Raw genomic sequence first — 18,778 nt, forward strand, 5'->3', positions numbered from 1 at the left:
CAGGGGATGCTTTCGGCATGGTAAAAAACGAGGAATTCTTCATGTCACAACGCATTTTCGGCGTGGTGCTGCTGCTGGCGTGTGCCGGGCTGGGCATCGTCGCCTGGGGCTATCACGCGCCCTTCTCCTACGAGCCGGTCGGCCCTCGCGCCTATCCGCTGTTGCTGCTGATCCTCATGGGCCTGGGCGCCATCTACCTGCTGGTCAAACCGTCCAAGACCACGTCGCACAGTGATGAGCCGCCACTGGACCGGCATGTGATCCGCAAGGTGGTCGGTTGCGTGGCGATCTTCACCATCTACGCCTCGCTTTTCGAGCCGCTGGGCTTCATTCCGGCCAGCCTGATCTTCGGCATCGCCATGGCCCGCCTTTACGAGGGCACCTGGAAGACCAGCGTGATCTCCGGCGTGTTGCTGGCGGTCGGCCTGTTCCTGTTGTTCGACAAGATCCTCGATGTACCGCTGCCGCTCGGCATCCTTTCCAGCCTGGAGATCTGATCCGTGGATACTTTTAGCTACCTGGGTCAAGGCTTCGGCGTTGCCCTGAGCCCCTACAACCTGTTCACCGCGCTGTGCGGCACCCTGATCGGCACGGTCGTCGGTCTGCTGCCGGGCCTGGGCCCGATCAACGGCGTGGCGCTGCTGATCCCGATCGCCTTCGCCCTCGGCCTGCCGCCGGAAACCGCGCTGATCCTGCTCGCAGCCGTGTACCTGGGCTGCGAATACGGCGGGCGTATCTCTTCCATTCTGCTGAACATCCCGGGCGAAGCCTCGGCCGTGATGACCACCCTCGACGGCTACCCGCTGGCGCGTCAGGGCAAGGCCGGTGTGGCCCTGTCGATCTCCGCCTGGAGCTCCTTCGTCGGCGGCCTGATGGCCACCTGCGGCGTGGTGATCTTTGCCCCGCTGCTCGCCAAGTGGGCCGTGGCGTTTGGCCCGGCCGAGTATTTCGTGCTGATGGTGTTCGCCATCGTCTGCCTGGCGGGCATGGCCGGCAACAAACCGATGAAGACCGCGATTGCCGCCTGTATCGGCTTGTTCCTGTCCTGTGTCGGTATCGACTCCAACAGTGGCGTGTACCGTTTCACCTTCGGCAGCCTGGGGTTGGCCGACGGCATTCAGTTCGTGGTGCTGGTGCTGGGCCTGTTCTCGGTCAGTGAGATTCTGGTGCTGCTCGAGCGTACCCACCATGGCCAGAAGGCCATCGAAGCCAAGGGCCGCATGCTGTTCAACCTCAAGGAAGGCCTGTCGGTACTGGGCACCAACCTGCGCAGCGGCGCGGTCGGTTTCTTCCTCGGCATTCTGCCGGGCGCCGGTGCGACCCTGGCCAGTGCCGTGGCGTACATGAGCGAAAAACGCCTGGCCACCAAGGACAACAAGTTCGGTGAAGGTGACCTGCGTGGCCTGGCCGCGCCGGAAACCGCCAACAGTGCGTCGGCTTGTGGCTCGATGGTGCCGATGCTGACCCTCGGCGTTCCGGGCTCCGGCACCACCGCGGTGATGCTCGGCGCGCTGACGCTGTACAACATCACCCCCGGCCCGCTGCTGTTTCGCGACCAGCCGGACATCGTCTGGGGCCTGATCGCCTCGCTGTTCGTCGCCAACATCATGCTGATCGTGATGAACGTGCCGATGATCAAGATCTTCACCAAGATCCTCGCCGTGCCGTATTGGGCACTGGTGCCGGCCATCGCCATCATCACCTCGATCGGCGTCTACGCCGTGCACGCCACCGCGTTCGACCTGTTCCTGATGATCGGTATCGGGGTGGCTGGCTACATCCTGCGCAAGATGGACTTCCCGCTTTCGGCGATTCTGCTCGGGTTCATCCTCGGCGGCCTGATGGAGCAGAACCTGCGCCGCGCCCTGTCGATCTCCAACGGCGAGCTGGGCATCCTGTTCGCCAGCCCGATCACCTGGGGCGTATGGACACTGATCGTGGCTATGATTGCCCTGCCGTTTTACCGTGCGTGGCGCAAGCGTAGTCAGCGCAAGGCCGAAGCGGCGAATGCCTGATAGCGTCGAGCCCCGCGACAACCCGAAGCACCTGCGCAACTGGTGGCCCACGCCACTGGTTGGCGCACTCGGTGGTTACCTGGCCAGCCTTATAGGCTGGCCTTTGCCATGGGTGATCGGTTCGCTGCTGGCGGTGATCGCCCTGCGCTGCAGCGGCGTACTCAGCCGGGAAATGCCAGGCGGCAGGCAAGTTGGTCAATGGCTGGTGGCTGCAGGCATCGGCCTGCATTTCACTGGCGAGGTGCTTGAGCAAGTACTCGGCAACCTGGCGATCATCGCGATCGGGGTTTTCGTAACCCTTGCCCTGAGCGTTATCGGCATCATCGGTTTGCGTCTTTCCGGTGTAGACCGTGCGACTGCTTTTTTCGCCAGCATGCCGGGTGGCGCCAGTGAGATGGTCAACCTGTCGCTGCGCCATGGCGCGCAGCCTGCGCGTATCGCAGCAGCTCACAGCACGCGCCTGCTGATGGTGATTTTGCTGATTCCAGCGCTGTTCACCTGGGGCCTCCCGGCCATGGAGCCACCGCCAGCCGTAGACGTCGACTGGGCCTGGCTGCTGATCCTGCTGCCTGCTGGTGGATTGCTTGCTCTGGTCTGGCGCCGTCTCGGCCAACCCAATCCCTGGATGCTCGGCCCGCTAACGCTGTGTGCTGCAGCCAGCGTAACCTTCGACCTGCATATCGGCACGCCGGGCTGGCTTGGCCAGTTGGGCCAGTGGTTGATCGGCTGCGCGCTGGGTTGCCATTTCGATCGCACATTCTTTCGCAGCGCTCCCGCATTTTTGGCTCGTGTGGTGATGTTCACCCTGCTGGCCATGGTCGCTACCGCCCTGCTCGGCACAGCGCTGGGCTGGCTGGCGGGTATCGAGGCGGTGTCGCTGATGCTTGGCATGATGCCGGGCGGCATCACCGAGCTGTGCCTGACCGCCGAAGCGCTGCACTTATCGGTCGCCCTGGTCACGGCATTGCAGGCCTTTCGCCTGTTCATGGTGATGTTTCTGGCCGAGCCACTCTACCGCCTGTGGATGCGGCGGTCACCGCTGCCCTGAATACCGAAAGGAACAATGCGTCTTTACCTGGCTCACCGCACAGCGCATAACGGTTGCGGGTAGCTGGGTTCCCTTATCTGTCGCAAGCCAATCGCTGGCCCGGGTTGTGGTGATGCGCATCTGATGTGGCGGCTACTCGAAGACAGGAACTGCGTTGCTTGCTTTTACCAGGCGCCTCGTCGAGATACCAACCTACGCCTCGCTACACCTGTAACGGCAACGTCCCAGTAGGCCCAACGATAATTCACGGCCATCGACTCTTAGGCGTGCATTAGACAGGCATAAAAAAACGCCGGAAATATCCGGCGTTTTTTCTCGCGGCTAACGCCTTAGTGGTCGATCGCAGCCCCCGCACCGCGTGGTACGCGAATGTCCTCCACCAGGTGCTGGATGTGCTCCGGCGGTGGTGCAGTCATGCGCGAAACCAAGAAGGCGATGACGAAGTTGAAGATCATCCCCAGGGTACCGATACCTTCCGGCGAAATACCGAACCACCAGTCAGCGGCAGTTGCCGTCGGGTTGATGAACTTGAAGTACACGATATAGCCGAAGGTGAAGGCCAGACCGACCACCATCCCGGCGATAGCGCCCTCTTTGTTCATGCGCTTGTAGAAAATCCCCATCACGATAGCCGGGAAGAACGACGCTGCCGCAAGGCCGAAGGCGAAGGCCACCACCTGGGCCACGAAACCCGGCGGATAGATACCGAACAAGCCGGCAATCACCACCGCGACACCCGCCGCAACCCGCGCAGCAAGCAGCTCTTTCTTCTCGCTGATGCCAGGCATCAGATTGCTCTTGAGCAGGTCATGGGAGATCGACGTGGAAATCACCAGCAGCAAGCCGGCAGCGGTAGACAATGCCGCCGCCAGACCACCGGCCGCAATCAGCGCGATCACCCAGCCCGGCAGACCGGCAATTTCCGGGTTGGCCAGTACCATGATGTCGTTATCGACGTACAGCTCGTTGGCCGCTGCAGTCGGCTCGTTGGTGAGCATGCGCTGGCCTACGTCGCCGCGTTCTGCGCCGAAGGTCGGCTTGCCGGCAAATGCCGCACCCGGGCCATACTGAATAACGCCATCGTTGTTCTTGTCCAACCAACCGATAAGACCGGAGTTTTCCCAGGTTTTGAACCAGGCAGGCACTTCCTCATAGCTGGTATTGGGCACGCTGGTCAGCAGGTTGGTACGGGCAAACGCCGCAACCGCTGGCGCAGTAGTGTACAGAATGGCGATGAACAGCAGGGCGTAGCCGGCCGATTTACGCGCGTCCTTCACGGTCGGGGTGGTGAAGAAGCGAACGATAACGTGCGGCAGACCGGCGGTACCGACCATCAACGCCATGGTGATGAAGAACACGTCCGTGGTGGACTTGCTGCCATCGGTGTAAGGCGTGAAGCCCAGTTCGGCACCAAGACCATTGAGACGCTCGAGAACGGTCTGGCCTGTACCAGTCACCTCGCTGCCGAAGCCCAGTTGCGGGATCGGGTTGCCGGTAATCATCATCGAAATGAAGATGGCAGGCACCATGTAGGCGAAGATCATCACGCAGTACTGCGCCACCTGGGTGTAGGTGATGCCCTTCATGCCGCCCAGCACGGAATAGAAGAACACGATGGCCATGCCGATGACCACGCCGGTCTCGATGTTCACTTCCAGGTAGCGCGAGAACACGATACCCACGCCGCGCATTTGCCCGGCAACATAGGTGAACGAGATGAAGATCACGCACACCACCGCCACCATGCGTGCGGTTTGTGAGTAGTAGCGCGTGCCGATGAACTCCGGAACGGTGAATTTGCCGAACTTGCGCAGGTACGGTGCCAGGCACATGGCCAACAGCACGTAGCCGCCCGTCCAGCCCATCAGGTACACGGAGCCGTCATAACCGGCAAAGGCGATAATCCCAGCCATCGAGATGAACGAGGCGGCAGACATCCAGTCCGCGCCGGTGGCCATGCCGTTGAGTACCGGATGCACGCCCTTGCTGGCGACGTAGTACTCACTGGTGGAGCCCGCTCGGGTCCAGATGGCGATGCCGATATAGAGCGCGAAGGTCGCGCCGACAAACAGATAGATCAGGAACTGTGTGCTCATGCTTGCGGCCTCATTCTTCGTGCACGTTGTACTTGCGATCGAGGCGATTCATCTTCCAGACATAGAAGAAGATCTCGAGCACAAACACGTAGATGGAGCCTTGCTGAGCGAACCAGAATCCCAGGGGGAAGCCGAACGCATTGATGGTGTTCAACTGATCGACGAAGAGCACGCCGAAGCCGAACGACACGACGAACCAGATCACCAGCAGCCAGAGCATCAGCCGCAGATTTTCTTTCCAATAGGCCGTGGCGGCCTCTTGCTTGGACAGGGCCATAGGGTCCTCCAAAGGTTGTTATTGTTGTTATGGCACTATGAAACTAGCAGCTCTCAGATTTTCTGCAGGTAAGACTTTGGTCGTAAAACGCTTCGTTTAGCAGATATGTCAGGGGCGCCTATCGCGTTATTGCAGGCGTAACCTCGTTACCTGAGTGATCGCGAGGAGGCGTTCAATGTTAGGTCATCTTAAAAGCGCGGTTTTACTGCTGTGTGTCGGCGTGTTCATCGCTGCCTGCAACCAGACGAGCCTGGCTTATCGCAACCTCGACTGGATAATCCCTTGGCGGGTCAACCAGTACCTGGACCTCGATTCGCAGCAGAAAGCCTGGCTCAAGCCGCAGGTGCAGGCTCATCTTGGCTGGCATTGCAGCACCGAGCTGCCGCGCTACGTCGCCTGGCTGCAACGTGCCCAGGAACTCCTGCAGCAACCGCACCCGGATGCCGGGCTGCTCGAGGCGCACATGCTCGAAGCGGAACAGGCATTTCACGCCGTGGTGCAGCAGACCAACACCACTACCGTTGCTCTACTGGGCGGTCTGCGCGCCGAGCAGGTCGAACGCCTGTACGCGCGCATGGACAAGGACAACCTGGAAGACCAAAAGGAGTTTCTCGAGCCGCCTGTGGCAACGCAGATCAAAGAGCGCGCCGAGCGCCTGGAAAAACGCTTGCGTCCCTGGTTCGGGTCGCTGAACGACGCGCAACGCAAGCGGGTTGGTGAATGGGCCAGCGAGCGCCGTGAGCAAAACCACCAATGGTTGGAGAACCGCGCCCGTTGGCAAGCCGAGTTCCGCGCGGCACTAGACGCACGCGGCGAAGTCGACTTCCCGGAGCGCATGAGCCGGGTACTGGAAAGCCGCCGAGGCACCCCTGATGATGAGGCCGAGCAGGCCTACCGCGAATCCCGCCAGGCCATGGCTGGGCTGCTCAGCGATCTTCTGGCGACGGCCGATGACAAGCAGCGCATGCAGGCGAGCGAGCGCCTGGCCTCGCTACAAACCGATCTGGCTGGGCAGATCTGTTCCGATCAGGCTTGAGCCGGCGGCAGTCTCCAGTCAACAGGCGCGAGGCCGTGCTGCTCGAGAAATTTATTAGTACGGCTGAAATGCCCGTTGCCGATGAAGCCCCGGTGCGCGGACAGCGGCGATGGGTGCGGCGAGCGGAGCACCAGGTGTTTGCTGGTATCGATCAACCGCTCTTTGCTCTGCGCGTGGGCCCCCCATAGCAGAAAGATCAATCGCGGACGCTGCTCACTGACCACCGAGATGATGCGGTCGGTAAATGGCTGCCAGCCCTTCGCAGCGTGGGAGCCGGCGTTGCCCCGCTCCACGGTCAGCGATGTGTTGAGCAACAATACGCCCTGCTCGGCCCACGACTGCAGATAACCGTGGTTGGGGATGTCGATGTTCAGGTCGCGCTTGAGCTCTTTATAGATATTCACCAGCGACGGCGGCGTCGCCACACCCGGCTGTACCGAGAAGCACAAACCATGCGCCTGGCCAGGGCCGTGATAAGGGTCTTGGCCGATGATGACGACCTTGACCTGATCCAGCGGCGTCGAATTCAGTGCATTGAAGATCAGCGGTCCAGGCGGATATATCTCCTTGCCGGCGGCCTTCTCCTGACGCAGGAAATCCCCCAGCGCCGTCATGTAGGGCCTATCGAACTCCTCATGAAGCGCCTGCTTCCAGCCGGCTTCCAGCTTGACCTTATCTGCGGCGGACATGCCTGCTCCCGGCTAACCAAATGAATCGGCACGCTAGAGAAGCACACAAGCCAAGTCAAGGCAGACGGTCCTGGCAACGCCCGCATAAATGACTAGCAACCGTCACTTTTGTCAAAAGCGACTTACCCACCGGGCGAAGAAAAGCGTAAAACGTAGGGGCCAACATCATAATAAAAACAAGGAACACACCATGAGACGACTGCTCGCCTTTCTGGCCCTGTGCGCCGGATTCAATGCCTTCACCCACGCTGCCGACCCGATTACTCTGGGCCTCAGCTACCCGCGCACCGGCAGTTACAAGGAGGAAGGCCTCTCGCAAATGCGCGGCGCCTTGCTGGCTATCGATGAGTTGAACGCACAAGGTGGCGTGCTGGGCCGCAGCCTGCGGCTCTCCAGCCTGGACGACGCATCGCGGCCGAAAAAGGCTGAGCGCAACGTCGACAAACTGGCCAAAGAGGGCGTCTCGATGCTCTTCGGTGGCGCTTCCAGCGCGGTCGCCATTGCTGCCAGCAAGCGCGCGGCGGAGCATAGGCTGTTGTATTTCGGTACGCTCACCTACTCCAACGACACCACCGGCAAAGACGGCCATCGCTTCATGTTTCGCGAGTGCAACAACGCTTGGATGAGCGCTCAGGTGCTAGGCCAGTACCTGAACAAGCAACTGCCGAATAAACGCTACTTCTACATCACCTCCGATTACACCTGGGGCCACACGACCGAAAGCTCGTTGCGGCAAACCACCAACACCCAGGATACGGCCTTGCACCCAAGCCTCAAGATTCCGTTTCCCGGTGCCAGCCTGGCCGGCTATCAGACAGCTCTGACCCAGGCAGCCGCGAGCGACGCTCAGGTTCTGGCATTGGTACTGTTTGGAGAAGATCTGGTCAGAGCCATGCGCATCGCCAAGGATCTTGGCCTCACGGAGCGCATGCAGATCGTTGCCCCCAACCTCACCCAGAGCATCGTCGAGCAGGCCGGGCCTGGCTTGATGGAAGGTGTGGTCGGCACCGAGCCGTGGACATGGCGCGTTCCGGAGCTGGAAAACTCGGCGCTCGGCAAGGCCTTCGTCAAAGCCTACAGCGAACGCTACGCCATGTACCCGTCCAGCTCTGCGGCGTCCGCCTATAGCATCGTCCAACAATGGGCCGATGCGGCCAAGCGCGCCGGTAGCCTGGACAGCGAGGCGTTGATCAAGGCACTGGAAGGTCACAGCTACACCCTGCTCAAGGACCGCCAGCAGTGGCGCAGTTTCGATCATCAAAACGTGCAGACGGTTTACGCCGTGAAGGTGAAACCCCGCGCTGAAGTCCTCAAGGACCCGCTCAAACAGGATTACTTCGAAATCGTCGAGCGCCTGGATGGCGGCAACGGCCTGCCCGACCTCGCCACTTGGCAGGCCGAGCGGCGTAACGCGGGGCAACCATTGGCGCTACAGTAAGTGCAACGCCTTAGAAGAGGACGCCCCATGAGTACGGCAATCGAACCTTACAAACCCGGAATCTTCGACCTGACCCACAAGCTCACCGTGGAAAAACACGGGCACACGGCGCTGCTGACCATCAACAACCCACCGGCCAATACCTGGGACCGTGAATCGCTGATCGGCCTCAGGCATCTGATCGAGCATCTCAACCGGGATGACGACATTTACGCGCTGGTGATCACCGGCCAGGGCCGCAAGTTCTTTTCTGCCGGCGCCGACCTGAAGCTGTTTGCCGACGGCGACAAGGCCCGCGCCCGCGAAATGGCCAGCCGCTTCGGTGAGGCTTTTGAACGGCTGCGCGATTTTCGCGGTGTATCGATTGCTGCGATCAATGGGTATGCCATGGGCGGCGGCCTGGAATGCGCCATGGCCTGCGACATTCGTATCGCCGAACGCCAGGCGCTGATGGCACTGCCGGAAGCCAGTGTCGGCCTGCTGCCCTGCGCCGGCGGCACCCAGAACCTACCCTGGCTGGTGGGCGAAGGCTGGGCCAAACGCATGATCCTCTGCGGTGAACGGGTCGATGCCGATACCGCGCTGCGCATTGGCCTGGTCGAACAAGTGGTTGATGAAGGCGAGGCGCGCGGCCACGCTCTGTTACTGGCCTCCAAGGTGGCCAGCCAGAGTCCGGTAGCAGTGCGCGCGATAAAACCGCTCATTCAGGGCGCCCGGGAACGTGCTCCGACGACCTGGTTACCTGCCGAGCGCGAGCGTTTCGTCGACCTGTTCGATGCCGCCGACACTCGTGAAGGGGTCAATGCCTTTTTGGAGAAACGCCCGGCACACTGGCGTAATACCTGACCTTTACCGGCAATAGCTTTTGGAACCGACCATGAATGTGATTTTTGAGGAAAGGCCCAGCCTGCACGGCTACCTGATCGGTATCGCCAGCCTGGACGCACCCGGCAGCCTCAACGCGTTGTCGCTGCCAATGATCGATGCGCTGCAGGATCGCCTGCAGGCCTGGGCCGATGACCCGCGTGTCGCCTGCGTTCTGCTGCGAGGCAACGGCAGCAAGGCATTTTGTGCAGGCGGCGATGTCGTGCAATTGGCTAAGCGCTGTCTGGAGAACCCAGGCGAAACGCCGGAGTTGGCGCAGCGTTTCTTCGCCCACGAGTATCGGCTAGACCACTATTTGCACACGTTCCCAAAACCGCTGATCTGCTGGGCTCATGGTCATGTACTGGGCGGAGGAATGGGGCTGCTGCAAGGCGCGGGCATTCGAATCGTCACCACCAGCAGCCGCCTGGCCATGCCGGAAATCAGCATCGGCCTGTTCCCGGATGTTGGCGGCAGCCACTTCCTGTCTCGCCTGCCCGGCAAACTGGGGCTGTTCTTCGGCCTCACGGCGAGCCCGATGAATGCCACTGATGCCCTGGACCTCGATCTGGCCGACCGCTTCCTGCTCGACACTCAACAGGACGCACTGATCGATGGGCTGATTCAGCTGAATTGGCGTGACCAGGCAGATTTGCAGCTGCACAGCCTGCTCAAGGCGCTGGCACATCAGGCCTCCGGCGAGCTGCCGCCGGCTCAGTGGTTACCACGTCGCAAACGTATCGATGCGCTGCTCGACCAAGCCAGCCTGCCGCTCAGCTGGAACGCCCTGGCAGCGCTGCAAAACGATGACGATGCGCTGTTGGCAAAAGCTGCGAAGACCATGCTGGGCGGTTGCCCATTGACCGGACATCTGGTGTGGGAGCAAATCCGCCGGGCACGGCATCTGTCTCTGGCGCAGGTATTCCAGATGGAATACGGCATGAGCCTGACGTGCTGCCGCCACCCAGAGTTCGCCGAAGGCGTAAGGGCCCGGCTGATCGACAAGGACCACGCGCCGCGCTGGCACTGGCCGGACGTCGCCGCAGTGCGTGCGCACATCGTCGATGCGCATTTTGCTCAACCTGCGGGTGAGCATCCGCTGGCGCGACTCGGCTAGGCCGCCTATCAGCGCTCGCGTAACGCCTCGGAGCGAGCGCGGATGATCGGCTTGAGCAGATAGCTGAGTACGCTCTTCTTGCCGGTGATGATGTCCACCGAGGTCACCATGCCGGGAATGATCAGCAGCGGGCGCTCTTCCGTACCAAGGTGGCTTTTCTCGGTACGCAGTTTGATCAGGTAAAAGCTGTTGCCTTCCTCGTCGGTCACTGTGTCGGCGCCGATCTGTTCCAGTGTGGCCTTCATGCCGCCGTAGATGGTGTAGTCATAAGCGGTGAACTTGACCACTGCCTCCTGCCCAGGATGCAGAAAAGCGATGTCCTGTGGACGGATGCGCGCTTCCACCAGCAGGGTTTCGTCGATCGGTACAATCTCGACCATATCGCTGCCCGGCTGAATCACCCCGCCAATGGTGTTGACCAGCAGTTGCTTGACGATGCCTCGCACAGGCGAGGTAACTAGCGTGCGGTTGACCCGATCCTCGAGCGCTCTGCCAGTCGACTCGATCTTGCTCAGGTCGGTGCGCACCTCATTCAATTGCGTTAACGCTTCGCTGCGGAACCGACCACGGGTTTCGTCGATCTTGCGCTCGACTTCCTTGATCGCCGCCTCTGCGCGGGGAATTGCCAGGCCGGTCGCCTCGAGCTGGCCGCGGCTTTCCACTTCAGCACGTTTGAGCCGCAGCACTTCCACCGGCGATACCGCACCTTCGGCCACCAACGGCTCGGACATGCGAATTTCCTGACGCAGCAGTTCCAGGCTGTTGCGATACTGGCCCTGCTTGGAGGCGAACTCGCGCACTTCCTGGCGGCGCTGAGTCAATTGCTCCTGCAGCCCTGCCACTTCATCCTTGAGCTGTTGCTGGCGGCTGGCGAACAGTTGTCGCTCGCTCTGCGCGAGGCCTGGCGCCTTAGCAGCAATGTCATCCGGGATGGCCAGTTCGCGGCCCTCGACCTCGGCGCTCAAACGCTCGACGCGCATGGAAAGCGACAAGCGATCAGCTTCAGTCTCGCCAACATTCGAGGCGAAGCGCGTGTCGTCGAGGCGCAACAGAGGCGCACCGGCCTCGACAATCTGCCCCTCACGGACGAACAGTTCGGAAACGATGCCGCCCTCGAGGTTCTGGATCTTCTGCACCCGCGACGAGGGAATGGCCTTGCCATCGCCACGGGTCACTTCATCGACCTCGGCAAAGTTGGCCCACAGCAGGCAAAACACCACGAAAGCGATCACGCCCCAGAGCGTGAGGCGCATGACCCGTGGCGCGTCCTCGATGAGTGCCTTGCGAACTTCAGGAAGCGGTTCGTCACCCACCTCGTCTCGAGGACCGAAGTAAGAGGCAGCGGCACGGAAGAAGCGCGTAAAGGGGTTGTTAGCTGACACTGATTTGCCCCTTCTTCAACGCCTCCATGACGCTCTCTTTCGGCCCATCGGCAATGATGCGGCCGCGGTCGACGATGATCAGACGCTCAACCAGGGTAAGCATCGAGGCGCGGTGAGTGACAAGCAGCAAGGTTTTGTTCTTGCTGATCGCGGCGAGGCGCTGCTTGAGGCGCTCTTCGCCGGTGTTGTCCATGGCGCTGGTCGGCTCATCGAGCAACAGAATCGGTGGATCGAGCAACAGCGCGCGAGCCAGGGCGACGTTCTGGCGTTGGCCGCCGGAAAGGTTCTGTCCACGCTCGCCAACTTGCAGCTCGTAGCCATTGGGATGGAGCCGCGCGAATTCATGTACGCCGGCCAACTCGGCCGCCTGCAGTACCAGTTCGTCCTCGACGTAGCGCGCGCCGGACACCAGGTTGTCGCGCAGCGTGCCGGAAAACAGCTGGATATCCTGAGGCACGTAGCCAATGTTGTAGCGCACGTCGCTGACGTCGAGCTGCCGTACATCGATGCCGTCAACCAGCAAGCTGCCCGCATCGGCCTGATAAAGCCCCACGATCAGCTTGGCAAGAGAGCTCTTGCCCGAGCCGCTGCGGCCGATGATGCCGACCTTCTCGCCAGGGCGAATCATCAGATTGATGTTCTGCAGGGCGGCCTGCTGTTGATCTGGGTAATGAAAATCCAGCTGACGGAATTCGACGCCGCCCTGCAAGGTCTGGCGCTTCAACGGGCGCTCGTCTGCCTGGCGTTCCTGAGGCAATTCCATCATGTGGTTGACGGAATCCAGGGTAACGCGGGCCTGCTGGTAACGGATCAGCAGCCCGGAAATCTGTGCCAATGGGCCGAGAGCACGTGAACTGAGCATGTAACAGGCGATCAGGCCGCCCATGCTCAGGTTGCCGGCGATGATCTGGTACACGCCAAGGACGATGATTACCACGCCCGCCAGTTGCTGCAGCAACAGCGTCGAGTTCATCGCCAGGCTCGACAGCATGCGCGCCTTCAGCTCGAAGCGGCCCAGGGTGCCGATGGTCTGCTCCCACATGTATTGGCGTTCGCTTTCGGCGTTGTTGACCTTGATTGCATCGAGGCCAGCCAGGCTTTCGATCAGCCCGGATTGGCGCTCGGCAGCCAGCGCCATGCTGCGCTCCATGGTTTTTGCCAAAGGCCTCTGCAAGGCCCAGCCGATCAATGCCACCAGCGGAAACGCGACGATGGGAATCCACACCAGATGCCCGCCCAGGTACGCGATTACGGCAAGAATCAGCACGGTGAACGGCAGGTCGATGACACTCGCCAGCGTCAGCGACGCCAGGAAATCGCGCAGGCTCTGAAACTCATGAATGTTCTGCGCAAAGCTGCCGACTCGCGCCGGTCGATGCTTCATCGCCATACCGACAATGCGCTCGAACAGCGTGGCGGAAATAATCATGTCGGTCTTTTTGCCAGCAAGATCCAGGCACAGCCCACGCAGCGTCTTGAGCAGCAGATCGAAAAAGAACACCCCACAGATACCGATTGCCAGCACCCACAAGGTCGCTTCGGCCTGGTTGGGTACAACACGGTCGTAGACGTTCATCACGAACAAGGGCGTAACCATGCCGATCAGGTTGATCAGCAGACTGGCGGCTACGGCATCGACGTACAGCCAGCGCGAACGCTTGAGGGTGTCGCGGAACCAGGTCCTGGCCTGAGGAACCAGCTCACCGCGAGAAAAATCGAATTTGTGCTGAGGTTGAGCGAAGAATACTCGCCCACTGTAATCCTCGGCCAAGGCTTCAGCGCTGACGCGAACTTCGCCGCCCTCGGTCTCGCTGGGCATGATCCGCGCCTGCCCCTCGGCTTCCCAGCCGAGCAGCAAGGCGCTACGGCCGTCGCGCAATAGCAACAGTGCGGGCAGTGCAAGCTCGGGGATTTTGTCCAGGCTGCGCCTTAACCAGCGCCCCTGCAGCCCGGCGCGGGCCGCTGCACGCGGCAGTAAATCGGCATTCAAGCGTTGCTTGGGCAGCGGCAGCCCGGCGGTGAGCATGGCCCTGCTAACGGACTTCTGATGCAGACTGCACAGGGACAGCAGACTATCCAGCAAGGGGTCGTCGTAACGATCGCGCGGGTCGCTGCGCGGCTGGGACGGATCAGGTTCTACTGCCACTGCACATTTACCCTTTACTAAAAACCTGACTCTAGTTCAACTTGGGCAGTTGCACATTAGCCTTGATGACATCCAACGGTACCGACGCAACAGGCGCCGCGATGCCCTGGCTCTTGAGCAGAGTACCGGTGGTCGCCTTGATGCGGTAATGGGTAAACAGCTCGGTGAAACGCACTTCTTCGAGACGACGAGCGGCGGTGAAATACTCGTTCTCACTGTCCAGCAAATCGAGCAAGGTACGTTCGCCCAGGCCAAACTGCTTCTGATAGGAGTCGCGTACGCGGGAGCTGTGGTCGACATATTGCTGAGCGATCGGCAACTGCGCACGGGCATTCTGCAGCGCATTCCAGGCCAGACCGACTTCTTCGTTGAGCACTCGCAGAGCATTGTTGCGAATGTCCATGGCCTGGTTACTCAGATAGGCCTTGGAGCGCACGTTGGCGCTGTCGCTACCGCCAGCGTACAAGTTGTAACGCATGCGGACCATCGCCTGCCATTCGTTGCTCTGCCCTTCGACCCCATCGACGTTGTGGTTGGCGCCGGTCGACAGTTCCGCATCGAAACGCGGGTAAAACGAGGCCTTGGCGGTCTGGTACTGCGCCTCGGTGGCTCTTACATCGGCTTCGGCTGAACTGATATTCGGGTTATTGGCCATCAGTTCGTCACGAGCGGCGGTCAGGTTTTCCGGAAGGTACACACCCATGCTGTCGGGCATACTCAGATCCGTTGCGTCACGGCCGACGATGCTGAGAAAAGTGACCTGAGCATCAGCGAGGTTGGTTTGTTCAGTGAGCAGATTGTTACGAGCTTGCGCGAGACGCGCCTCGGCCTGATCCAGGTCGGCCATGCGCCCTACCCCACGCTCGCTGCGCAGTGAAATCTGGTCGTAGATGCGTTCGTGGCTGCGCAGGTTGTCTTCCGCCAGCCGCATCAGGCTCTGTCGTTGCAGTACTTCGAGATAGACCTGGGCTACGTCCAGCGCGGTGCGCTCGGAGTTGGCCATCAGGGAATAAGCGCGGGCGTTCACGGTCGCGCGCTGACGAGCGACCTCCCCTCGCGTGGCAAACCCATCGAACAACATCTGCTGCACGGTCAAGCTGGACTCGGAACGATTGAGCGTGCGATAGCCCCGATCATCGACACCACGCGTGCTGTTGTTATCGGTGCCTTCACGACCATACCCGGCCTGAACCTCGACCCGCGGCAAGTAGCCGGCCTTGGCTGCCTTCATCTCTTCTTCTACAGCCAGGCGCGCGTTGATACCGGACTGAATTTCAGGATGCACATTAAGCGCATTCTGCATTGCCTCAGTGAGCGTTTGGCCGGACGCAGAAGCGGAGATTGCGAAGGCCAGAGGAAGAGCAGCAAAGAAACGCATGGTCGAAAATTCCCTATGAAAGACGACGCGTCGTCGGTCGGTATCAAGTCGCTGCGGAACCAGCCGACAGCCTATCATTGCCACCCAGATTTCAGCGCTCCACCGTAGTGCCGAACGTCTGAAAAATATCAAAGTGACATCAATGCGTGCGATTGTTTATGATCAGAGGCAACGGGTCAATACTCTGACGCAAATGAACCCGCCTTTAAATACCTGCCAATTATATGACGTACCGTTTTCATCAACATCCGCTATAACGGTATAGCTGCATTTAACAGGATTAGTTCGCGCATGCGCGCACGGAGCTGCATATGAGTGATTTCGCCGCTGTCATCAAGTCTTTGGTTGGCCAGGTATTTGTCGTGTCGGTGGACGGATTGCGACGTCAGGTCTTCGAGGGTGACCGCATTTTTGCTGGTGAGCAGATCACTACAGCAAACGGCGGCTCCGTTACTCTGGAACTTGCAAATGGCGAGACCGTTAGCTTGGGCGCGAACAGCTCCTGGCAAGCGGGCAATGCCCAAGCTCAGGAGATCGCCGACAGCGCGAATCAGTCGGGTAGCAGCGAACTCGAACAGGCGCTTGCGGCGGGCCTCGACCCGACTACCGATCTGGAACCGACCGCAGCGGGTCCAGGCTCGGCTGGCGGCGCGGGCGGTGCGGGTGGCGGCCATAGCGCGGTGATGTTGACCGAGACAGCCCAGCGAGTCGATCCGACCATAGGCTTTCAGACAGCAGGCCCTGGCACGCCAGGCTTCAATCTTATCGAAGACAATGAACCTGCCCTATTCACCGACTCTACTCTGCCCGCTACTCCGAACGCCCCTGACAACACAGCGCCTGTGGTCACCATCAGCATCGACCCGATCACTGGTGACGACCTGCTTAATAGCGCTGAGCTCGGTGCGGCTACGGTAGTCGTTACCGGCACCGTTGGCGGCGAAGCAAAAGTTGGGGACTCGATCACGCTGAATGTGGGCGGCACTCTCTTTACGGGCTCAGTTGTAGACCTCGGCAATGGAGTGCTTGGCTTCAGCATTCCGGTAAGCGCAGCCAATCTTGGCGCCGCCAGCGCTATCTCTGCGACGATCAGCAGCGTGGATGAAGCTGGTAACGTGGGTACGGCTGTTGATGAGCGACCTTATACGGTCGACGTCACAGCACCGATCATCACCGTCGATGTTCCAGCAGTCAGCAACGACACCACCCCGACCATCACTGGTACCACCGATGCGCCCGTAGGTAGCGTCGTCACGCTGACCATCACGCAGGGCAACACGGTCATCACCGTGAGCACGCCAGTATTGGCGGGCGGCACTTACACCGTCGACGTGCCGCAAGCTCTGGCTGAAGGTCCGTATACCGTGGGCGCTCAGGTTACTGACCCAGCCGGAAATACGGGCAACGCGACCGATAGCGGCGCCATCGACATCACCGCTCCGGCGATCACCGTCGATGCTCCGGCGGTCAGCAATGACACGACGCCAACCATCACCGGCACCACCGATGCGCCGGTGGGCAGCACTGTCACCCTGACGATTACTCAGGGCAATACGGTCATCACCGTGAACACGCCGGTACTGGCGGGTGGTACTTACACGGTTGACGTACCGCAAGCACTGGCTGAAGGTCCGTATACCGTGGGTGCTCAGGTTACTGACCCGGCCGGGAATACAGGCAACGCGACCGATAGCGGCGCCATCGACATCACCGCTCCGGCCATCACCGTCGATGCTCCAGCCGTCAGCAATGACACGACGCCAACCATCACTGGTACTACCGATGCACCGGTGGGCAGCACTGTCACCCTGACGATTACCCAGGGCAACACGGTCATCACCGTGAACACGCCGGTACTGGCGGGTGGTACTTATACCGTCGACGTGCCGCAGGCCTTGGCGGAAGGTCCGTACACCGTGGGTGCTCAGGTTACTGATCCGGCTGGCAACACAGGTTCGGCCACTGATAGCGGCGCCATCGACACCACCGCGCCGGCGATCACCGTCGATGCCCCAGCGGTCAGCAATGACACGACGCCAACCATCACTGGTACTACCGATGCACCGGTGGGCAGCACTGTCACCCTGACGATTACTCAGGGCAACACGGTCATCACCGTGAGCACGCCGGTACTGGCGGGAGGTACTTACACCGTCGACGTGCCGCAGGCTCTGGCTGAAGGTCCATATACCGTGGGCGCTCAGGTTACTGACCCGGCCGGAAATACGGGCAACGCGACTGATAGCGGCGCCATCGATCTCACGGCTCCAGCGATCACTGTCGATGCTCCGGCAGTCAGTAATGACACCACCCCGACCATCACCGGCACCACCGATGCGCCCGTAGGTAGCACCGTTACCCTGACCATTACTCAGGGCACGACCGTGCTGACCACAACTGCCACGGTTGTGGCGGGTGGTACCTACTCGGCAGATGTACCGGCGGCTCTGGCTGAAGGCGCTTACTCGGTGGGTGCTCAGGTTACTGACCTGGCCGGGAATACAGGCAACGCGACTGATAGCGGCGCCATCGACACCACCGCTCCGGCCATCACCGTCGCTGCTCCAGCCGTCAGCAATGACACGACGCCGACCATCACTGGTACCACCGATGCGCCGGTGGGCAGCACTGTCACCCTGACGATTACCCAGGGCAACACGGTCATCACCGTGAACACGCCGGTACTGGCGGGAGGTACTTACACCGTCGACGTGCCGCAGGCTCTGGCTGAAGGTCCGTATACCGTGGGTGCTCAGGTTACTGACCCGGCCGGAAATACGGGCAACGCGACCGATAGCGGCGCCATCGATACAACCCCTCCGGCGATCACCGTCGATGCCCCATCGGTCAACAATGACACGACGCCAACCATCACTGGTACCACCGATGCGCCCGTAGGTAGCGTCGTCACGCTGACCATCACGCAGGGCAACACAGTCATCACAGTGATCACGCCAGTATTGGCGGGCGGCACTTACACCGTCGACGTGCCGCAAGCCTTGGCTGAAGGTCCGTATACCGTGGGCGCTCAGGTTACCGATCCGGCTGGCAACACAGGTTCGGCCACTGATAGCGGTGCTATCGACACCACCGCGCCGGCGATCACCGTCGATGCTCCGGCGGTCAGTAATGACACAACGCCGACCATCACTGGCACCACCGATGCGCCCGTAGGTAGCGTCGTCACGCTGACCATCACGCAGGGCAACACGGTCATCACAGTGACCACGCCGGTACTGGCGGGCGGCACTTACACGGTTGACGTGCCGCAGGCACTGGGTGAAGGTCCGTA

General features: G+C 60.9%; 14 protein-coding genes. 8 read left to right on the forward strand and 6 right to left on the reverse strand.

What is annotated here, in order from left to right:
• Positions 1-41: 41 nt before the first annotated feature.
• Genes BLS60_RS11895 through BLS60_RS11905 form a run of 3 tightly spaced genes read left to right on the forward strand, consistent with a single transcriptional unit; the run spans position 42 to position 3,063 of the window.
• Entirely contained in the window at positions 42-497 is a 456-nt protein-coding gene (locus tag BLS60_RS11895) for a tripartite tricarboxylate transporter TctB family protein (RefSeq protein ID WP_092368263.1), read from the forward strand.
• Between the two features lie 3 nt (positions 498-500).
• Positions 501-2,015 carry a tripartite tricarboxylate transporter permease gene (locus BLS60_RS11900; RefSeq protein ID WP_092368186.1) on the forward strand — a complete coding sequence of 505 codons (1,515 nt, stop codon included), beginning with the start codon at positions 501-503 and terminating at the stop codon, positions 2,013-2,015.
• Positions 2,008-3,063: an AbrB family transcriptional regulator gene (locus BLS60_RS11905; RefSeq protein ID WP_092368189.1), complete on the forward strand. Its 1,056-nt coding sequence runs from the start codon at positions 2,008-2,010 to the stop codon at positions 3,061-3,063. The genes BLS60_RS11900 and BLS60_RS11905 overlap by 8 nt, the downstream gene beginning before the upstream one ends.
• 329 nt (positions 3,064-3,392) lie before the next feature.
• Here BLS60_RS11905 and BLS60_RS11910 read toward each other — a convergent pair whose 3' ends face one another.
• Positions 3,393-5,159: a sodium:solute symporter family protein gene (locus tag BLS60_RS11910; RefSeq protein ID WP_070883266.1), complete on the reverse strand. Its 1,767-nt coding sequence runs from the start codon at positions 5,157-5,159 to the stop codon at positions 3,393-3,395.
• A gap of 10 nt (positions 5,160-5,169) precedes the next feature.
• Positions 5,170-5,436, reverse strand: a complete 267-nt coding sequence (locus BLS60_RS11915; RefSeq protein WP_070883267.1) for a DUF4212 domain-containing protein — start codon at positions 5,434-5,436, stop codon at positions 5,170-5,172.
• A gap of 175 nt (positions 5,437-5,611) precedes the next feature.
• On the opposite strand from BLS60_RS11915, the gene BLS60_RS11920 reads away from it, so the two are divergent.
• Positions 5,612-6,472: a DUF6279 family lipoprotein gene (locus tag BLS60_RS11920; RefSeq protein WP_070883268.1), complete on the forward strand. Its 861-nt coding sequence runs from the start codon at positions 5,612-5,614 to the stop codon at positions 6,470-6,472.
• Here the strand turns inward: BLS60_RS11920 and ung are convergent.
• Positions 6,463-7,161 carry a uracil-DNA glycosylase gene (gene ung / locus BLS60_RS11925; RefSeq protein WP_092368192.1) on the reverse strand — a complete coding sequence of 233 codons (699 nt, stop codon included), beginning with the start codon at positions 7,159-7,161 and terminating at the stop codon, positions 6,463-6,465. The two genes, BLS60_RS11920 and ung, sit on opposite strands and share 10 nt — an antisense overlap.
• 190 nt (positions 7,162-7,351) lie before the next feature.
• Between ung and BLS60_RS11930 the strand changes: the two genes are divergently transcribed.
• Genes BLS60_RS11930 through BLS60_RS11940 form a run of 3 tightly spaced genes read left to right on the forward strand, consistent with a single transcriptional unit; the run spans position 7,352 to position 10,580 of the window.
• Complete coding sequence (locus BLS60_RS11930) at positions 7,352-8,599, forward strand: ABC transporter substrate-binding protein (RefSeq protein WP_092368194.1); 1,248 nt, start codon at positions 7,352-7,354, stop codon at positions 8,597-8,599.
• Between the two features lie 27 nt (positions 8,600-8,626).
• Positions 8,627-9,445 carry an enoyl-CoA hydratase gene (locus BLS60_RS11935; RefSeq protein WP_092368197.1) on the forward strand — a complete coding sequence of 273 codons (819 nt, stop codon included), beginning with the start codon at positions 8,627-8,629 and terminating at the stop codon, positions 9,443-9,445.
• 31 nt (positions 9,446-9,476) lie between these two features.
• Positions 9,477-10,580 carry an enoyl-CoA hydratase/isomerase family protein gene (locus BLS60_RS11940; protein WP_092368200.1) on the forward strand — a complete coding sequence of 368 codons (1,104 nt, stop codon included), beginning with the start codon at positions 9,477-9,479 and terminating at the stop codon, positions 10,578-10,580.
• A gap of 8 nt (positions 10,581-10,588) precedes the next feature.
• Here the strand turns inward: BLS60_RS11940 and BLS60_RS11945 are convergent, their stop codons facing one another.
• Genes BLS60_RS11945 through BLS60_RS11955 form a run of 3 tightly spaced genes read right to left on the reverse strand, consistent with a single transcriptional unit; the run spans position 10,589 to position 15,486 of the window.
• Positions 10,589-11,893 (reverse strand): HlyD family type I secretion periplasmic adaptor subunit, encoded by a 1,305-nt coding sequence (locus BLS60_RS11945; RefSeq protein ID WP_092368203.1) that lies wholly within the window; start codon positions 11,891-11,893, stop codon positions 10,589-10,591.
• A gap of 58 nt (positions 11,894-11,951) precedes the next feature.
• The gene (locus tag BLS60_RS11950) at positions 11,952-14,108 is read right to left on the reverse strand and encodes a type I secretion system permease/ATPase (RefSeq protein ID WP_070883274.1); all 2,157 of its coding nucleotides are present in this window, start codon (positions 14,106-14,108) and stop codon (positions 11,952-11,954) included.
• 31 nt (positions 14,109-14,139) lie between these two features.
• A complete protein-coding gene (locus BLS60_RS11955; protein ID WP_070883275.1) occupies positions 14,140-15,486 on the reverse strand; it encodes a TolC family outer membrane protein in 1,347 nt (448 codons plus the stop codon).
• A 311-nt stretch (positions 15,487-15,797) separates the two neighbouring features.
• Between BLS60_RS11955 and BLS60_RS11960 the strand changes: the two genes are divergently transcribed.
• Positions 15,798-18,778: retention module-containing protein (locus BLS60_RS11960; RefSeq protein ID WP_092368206.1), on the forward strand; the 2,981-nt coding region annotated here is incomplete at its 3' end.

The organism is Phytopseudomonas seleniipraecipitans, from assembly GCF_900102335.1.
GTDB classification, from domain to species: Bacteria; Pseudomonadota; Gammaproteobacteria; order Pseudomonadales; family Pseudomonadaceae; genus Aquipseudomonas; species Aquipseudomonas seleniipraecipitans.

Excerpts from the sequence above, each read along its gene's own strand:
- BLS60_RS11915 (WP_070883267.1), bottom strand. The coding sequence starts at position 5,436 with ATGGCCCTGTCCAAGCAAGAGGCCGCCACGGCCTATTGGAAAGAAAAT.
- BLS60_RS11905 (WP_092368189.1), top strand. The coding sequence starts at position 2,008 with ATGCCTGATAGCGTCGAGCCCCGCGACAACCCGAAGCACCTGCGCAAC.
- BLS60_RS11895 (WP_092368263.1), top strand. The coding sequence starts at position 42 with ATGTCACAACGCATTTTCGGCGTGGTGCTGCTGCTGGCGTGTGCCGGG.
- BLS60_RS11955 (WP_070883275.1), bottom strand. The coding sequence starts at position 15,486 with ATGCGTTTCTTTGCTGCTCTTCCTCTGGCCTTCGCAATCTCCGCTTCT.
- BLS60_RS11940 (WP_092368200.1), top strand. The coding sequence starts at position 9,477 with ATGAATGTGATTTTTGAGGAAAGGCCCAGCCTGCACGGCTACCTGATC.
- BLS60_RS11910 (WP_070883266.1), bottom strand. The coding sequence starts at position 5,159 with ATGAGCACACAGTTCCTGATCTATCTGTTTGTCGGCGCGACCTTCGCG.
- BLS60_RS11935 (WP_092368197.1), top strand. The coding sequence starts at position 8,627 with ATGAGTACGGCAATCGAACCTTACAAACCCGGAATCTTCGACCTGACC.
- BLS60_RS11920 (WP_070883268.1), top strand. The coding sequence starts at position 5,612 with ATGTTAGGTCATCTTAAAAGCGCGGTTTTACTGCTGTGTGTCGGCGTG.
- BLS60_RS11930 (WP_092368194.1), top strand. The coding sequence starts at position 7,352 with ATGAGACGACTGCTCGCCTTTCTGGCCCTGTGCGCCGGATTCAATGCC.
- ung (WP_092368192.1), bottom strand. The coding sequence starts at position 7,161 with ATGTCCGCCGCAGATAAGGTCAAGCTGGAAGCCGGCTGGAAGCAGGCG.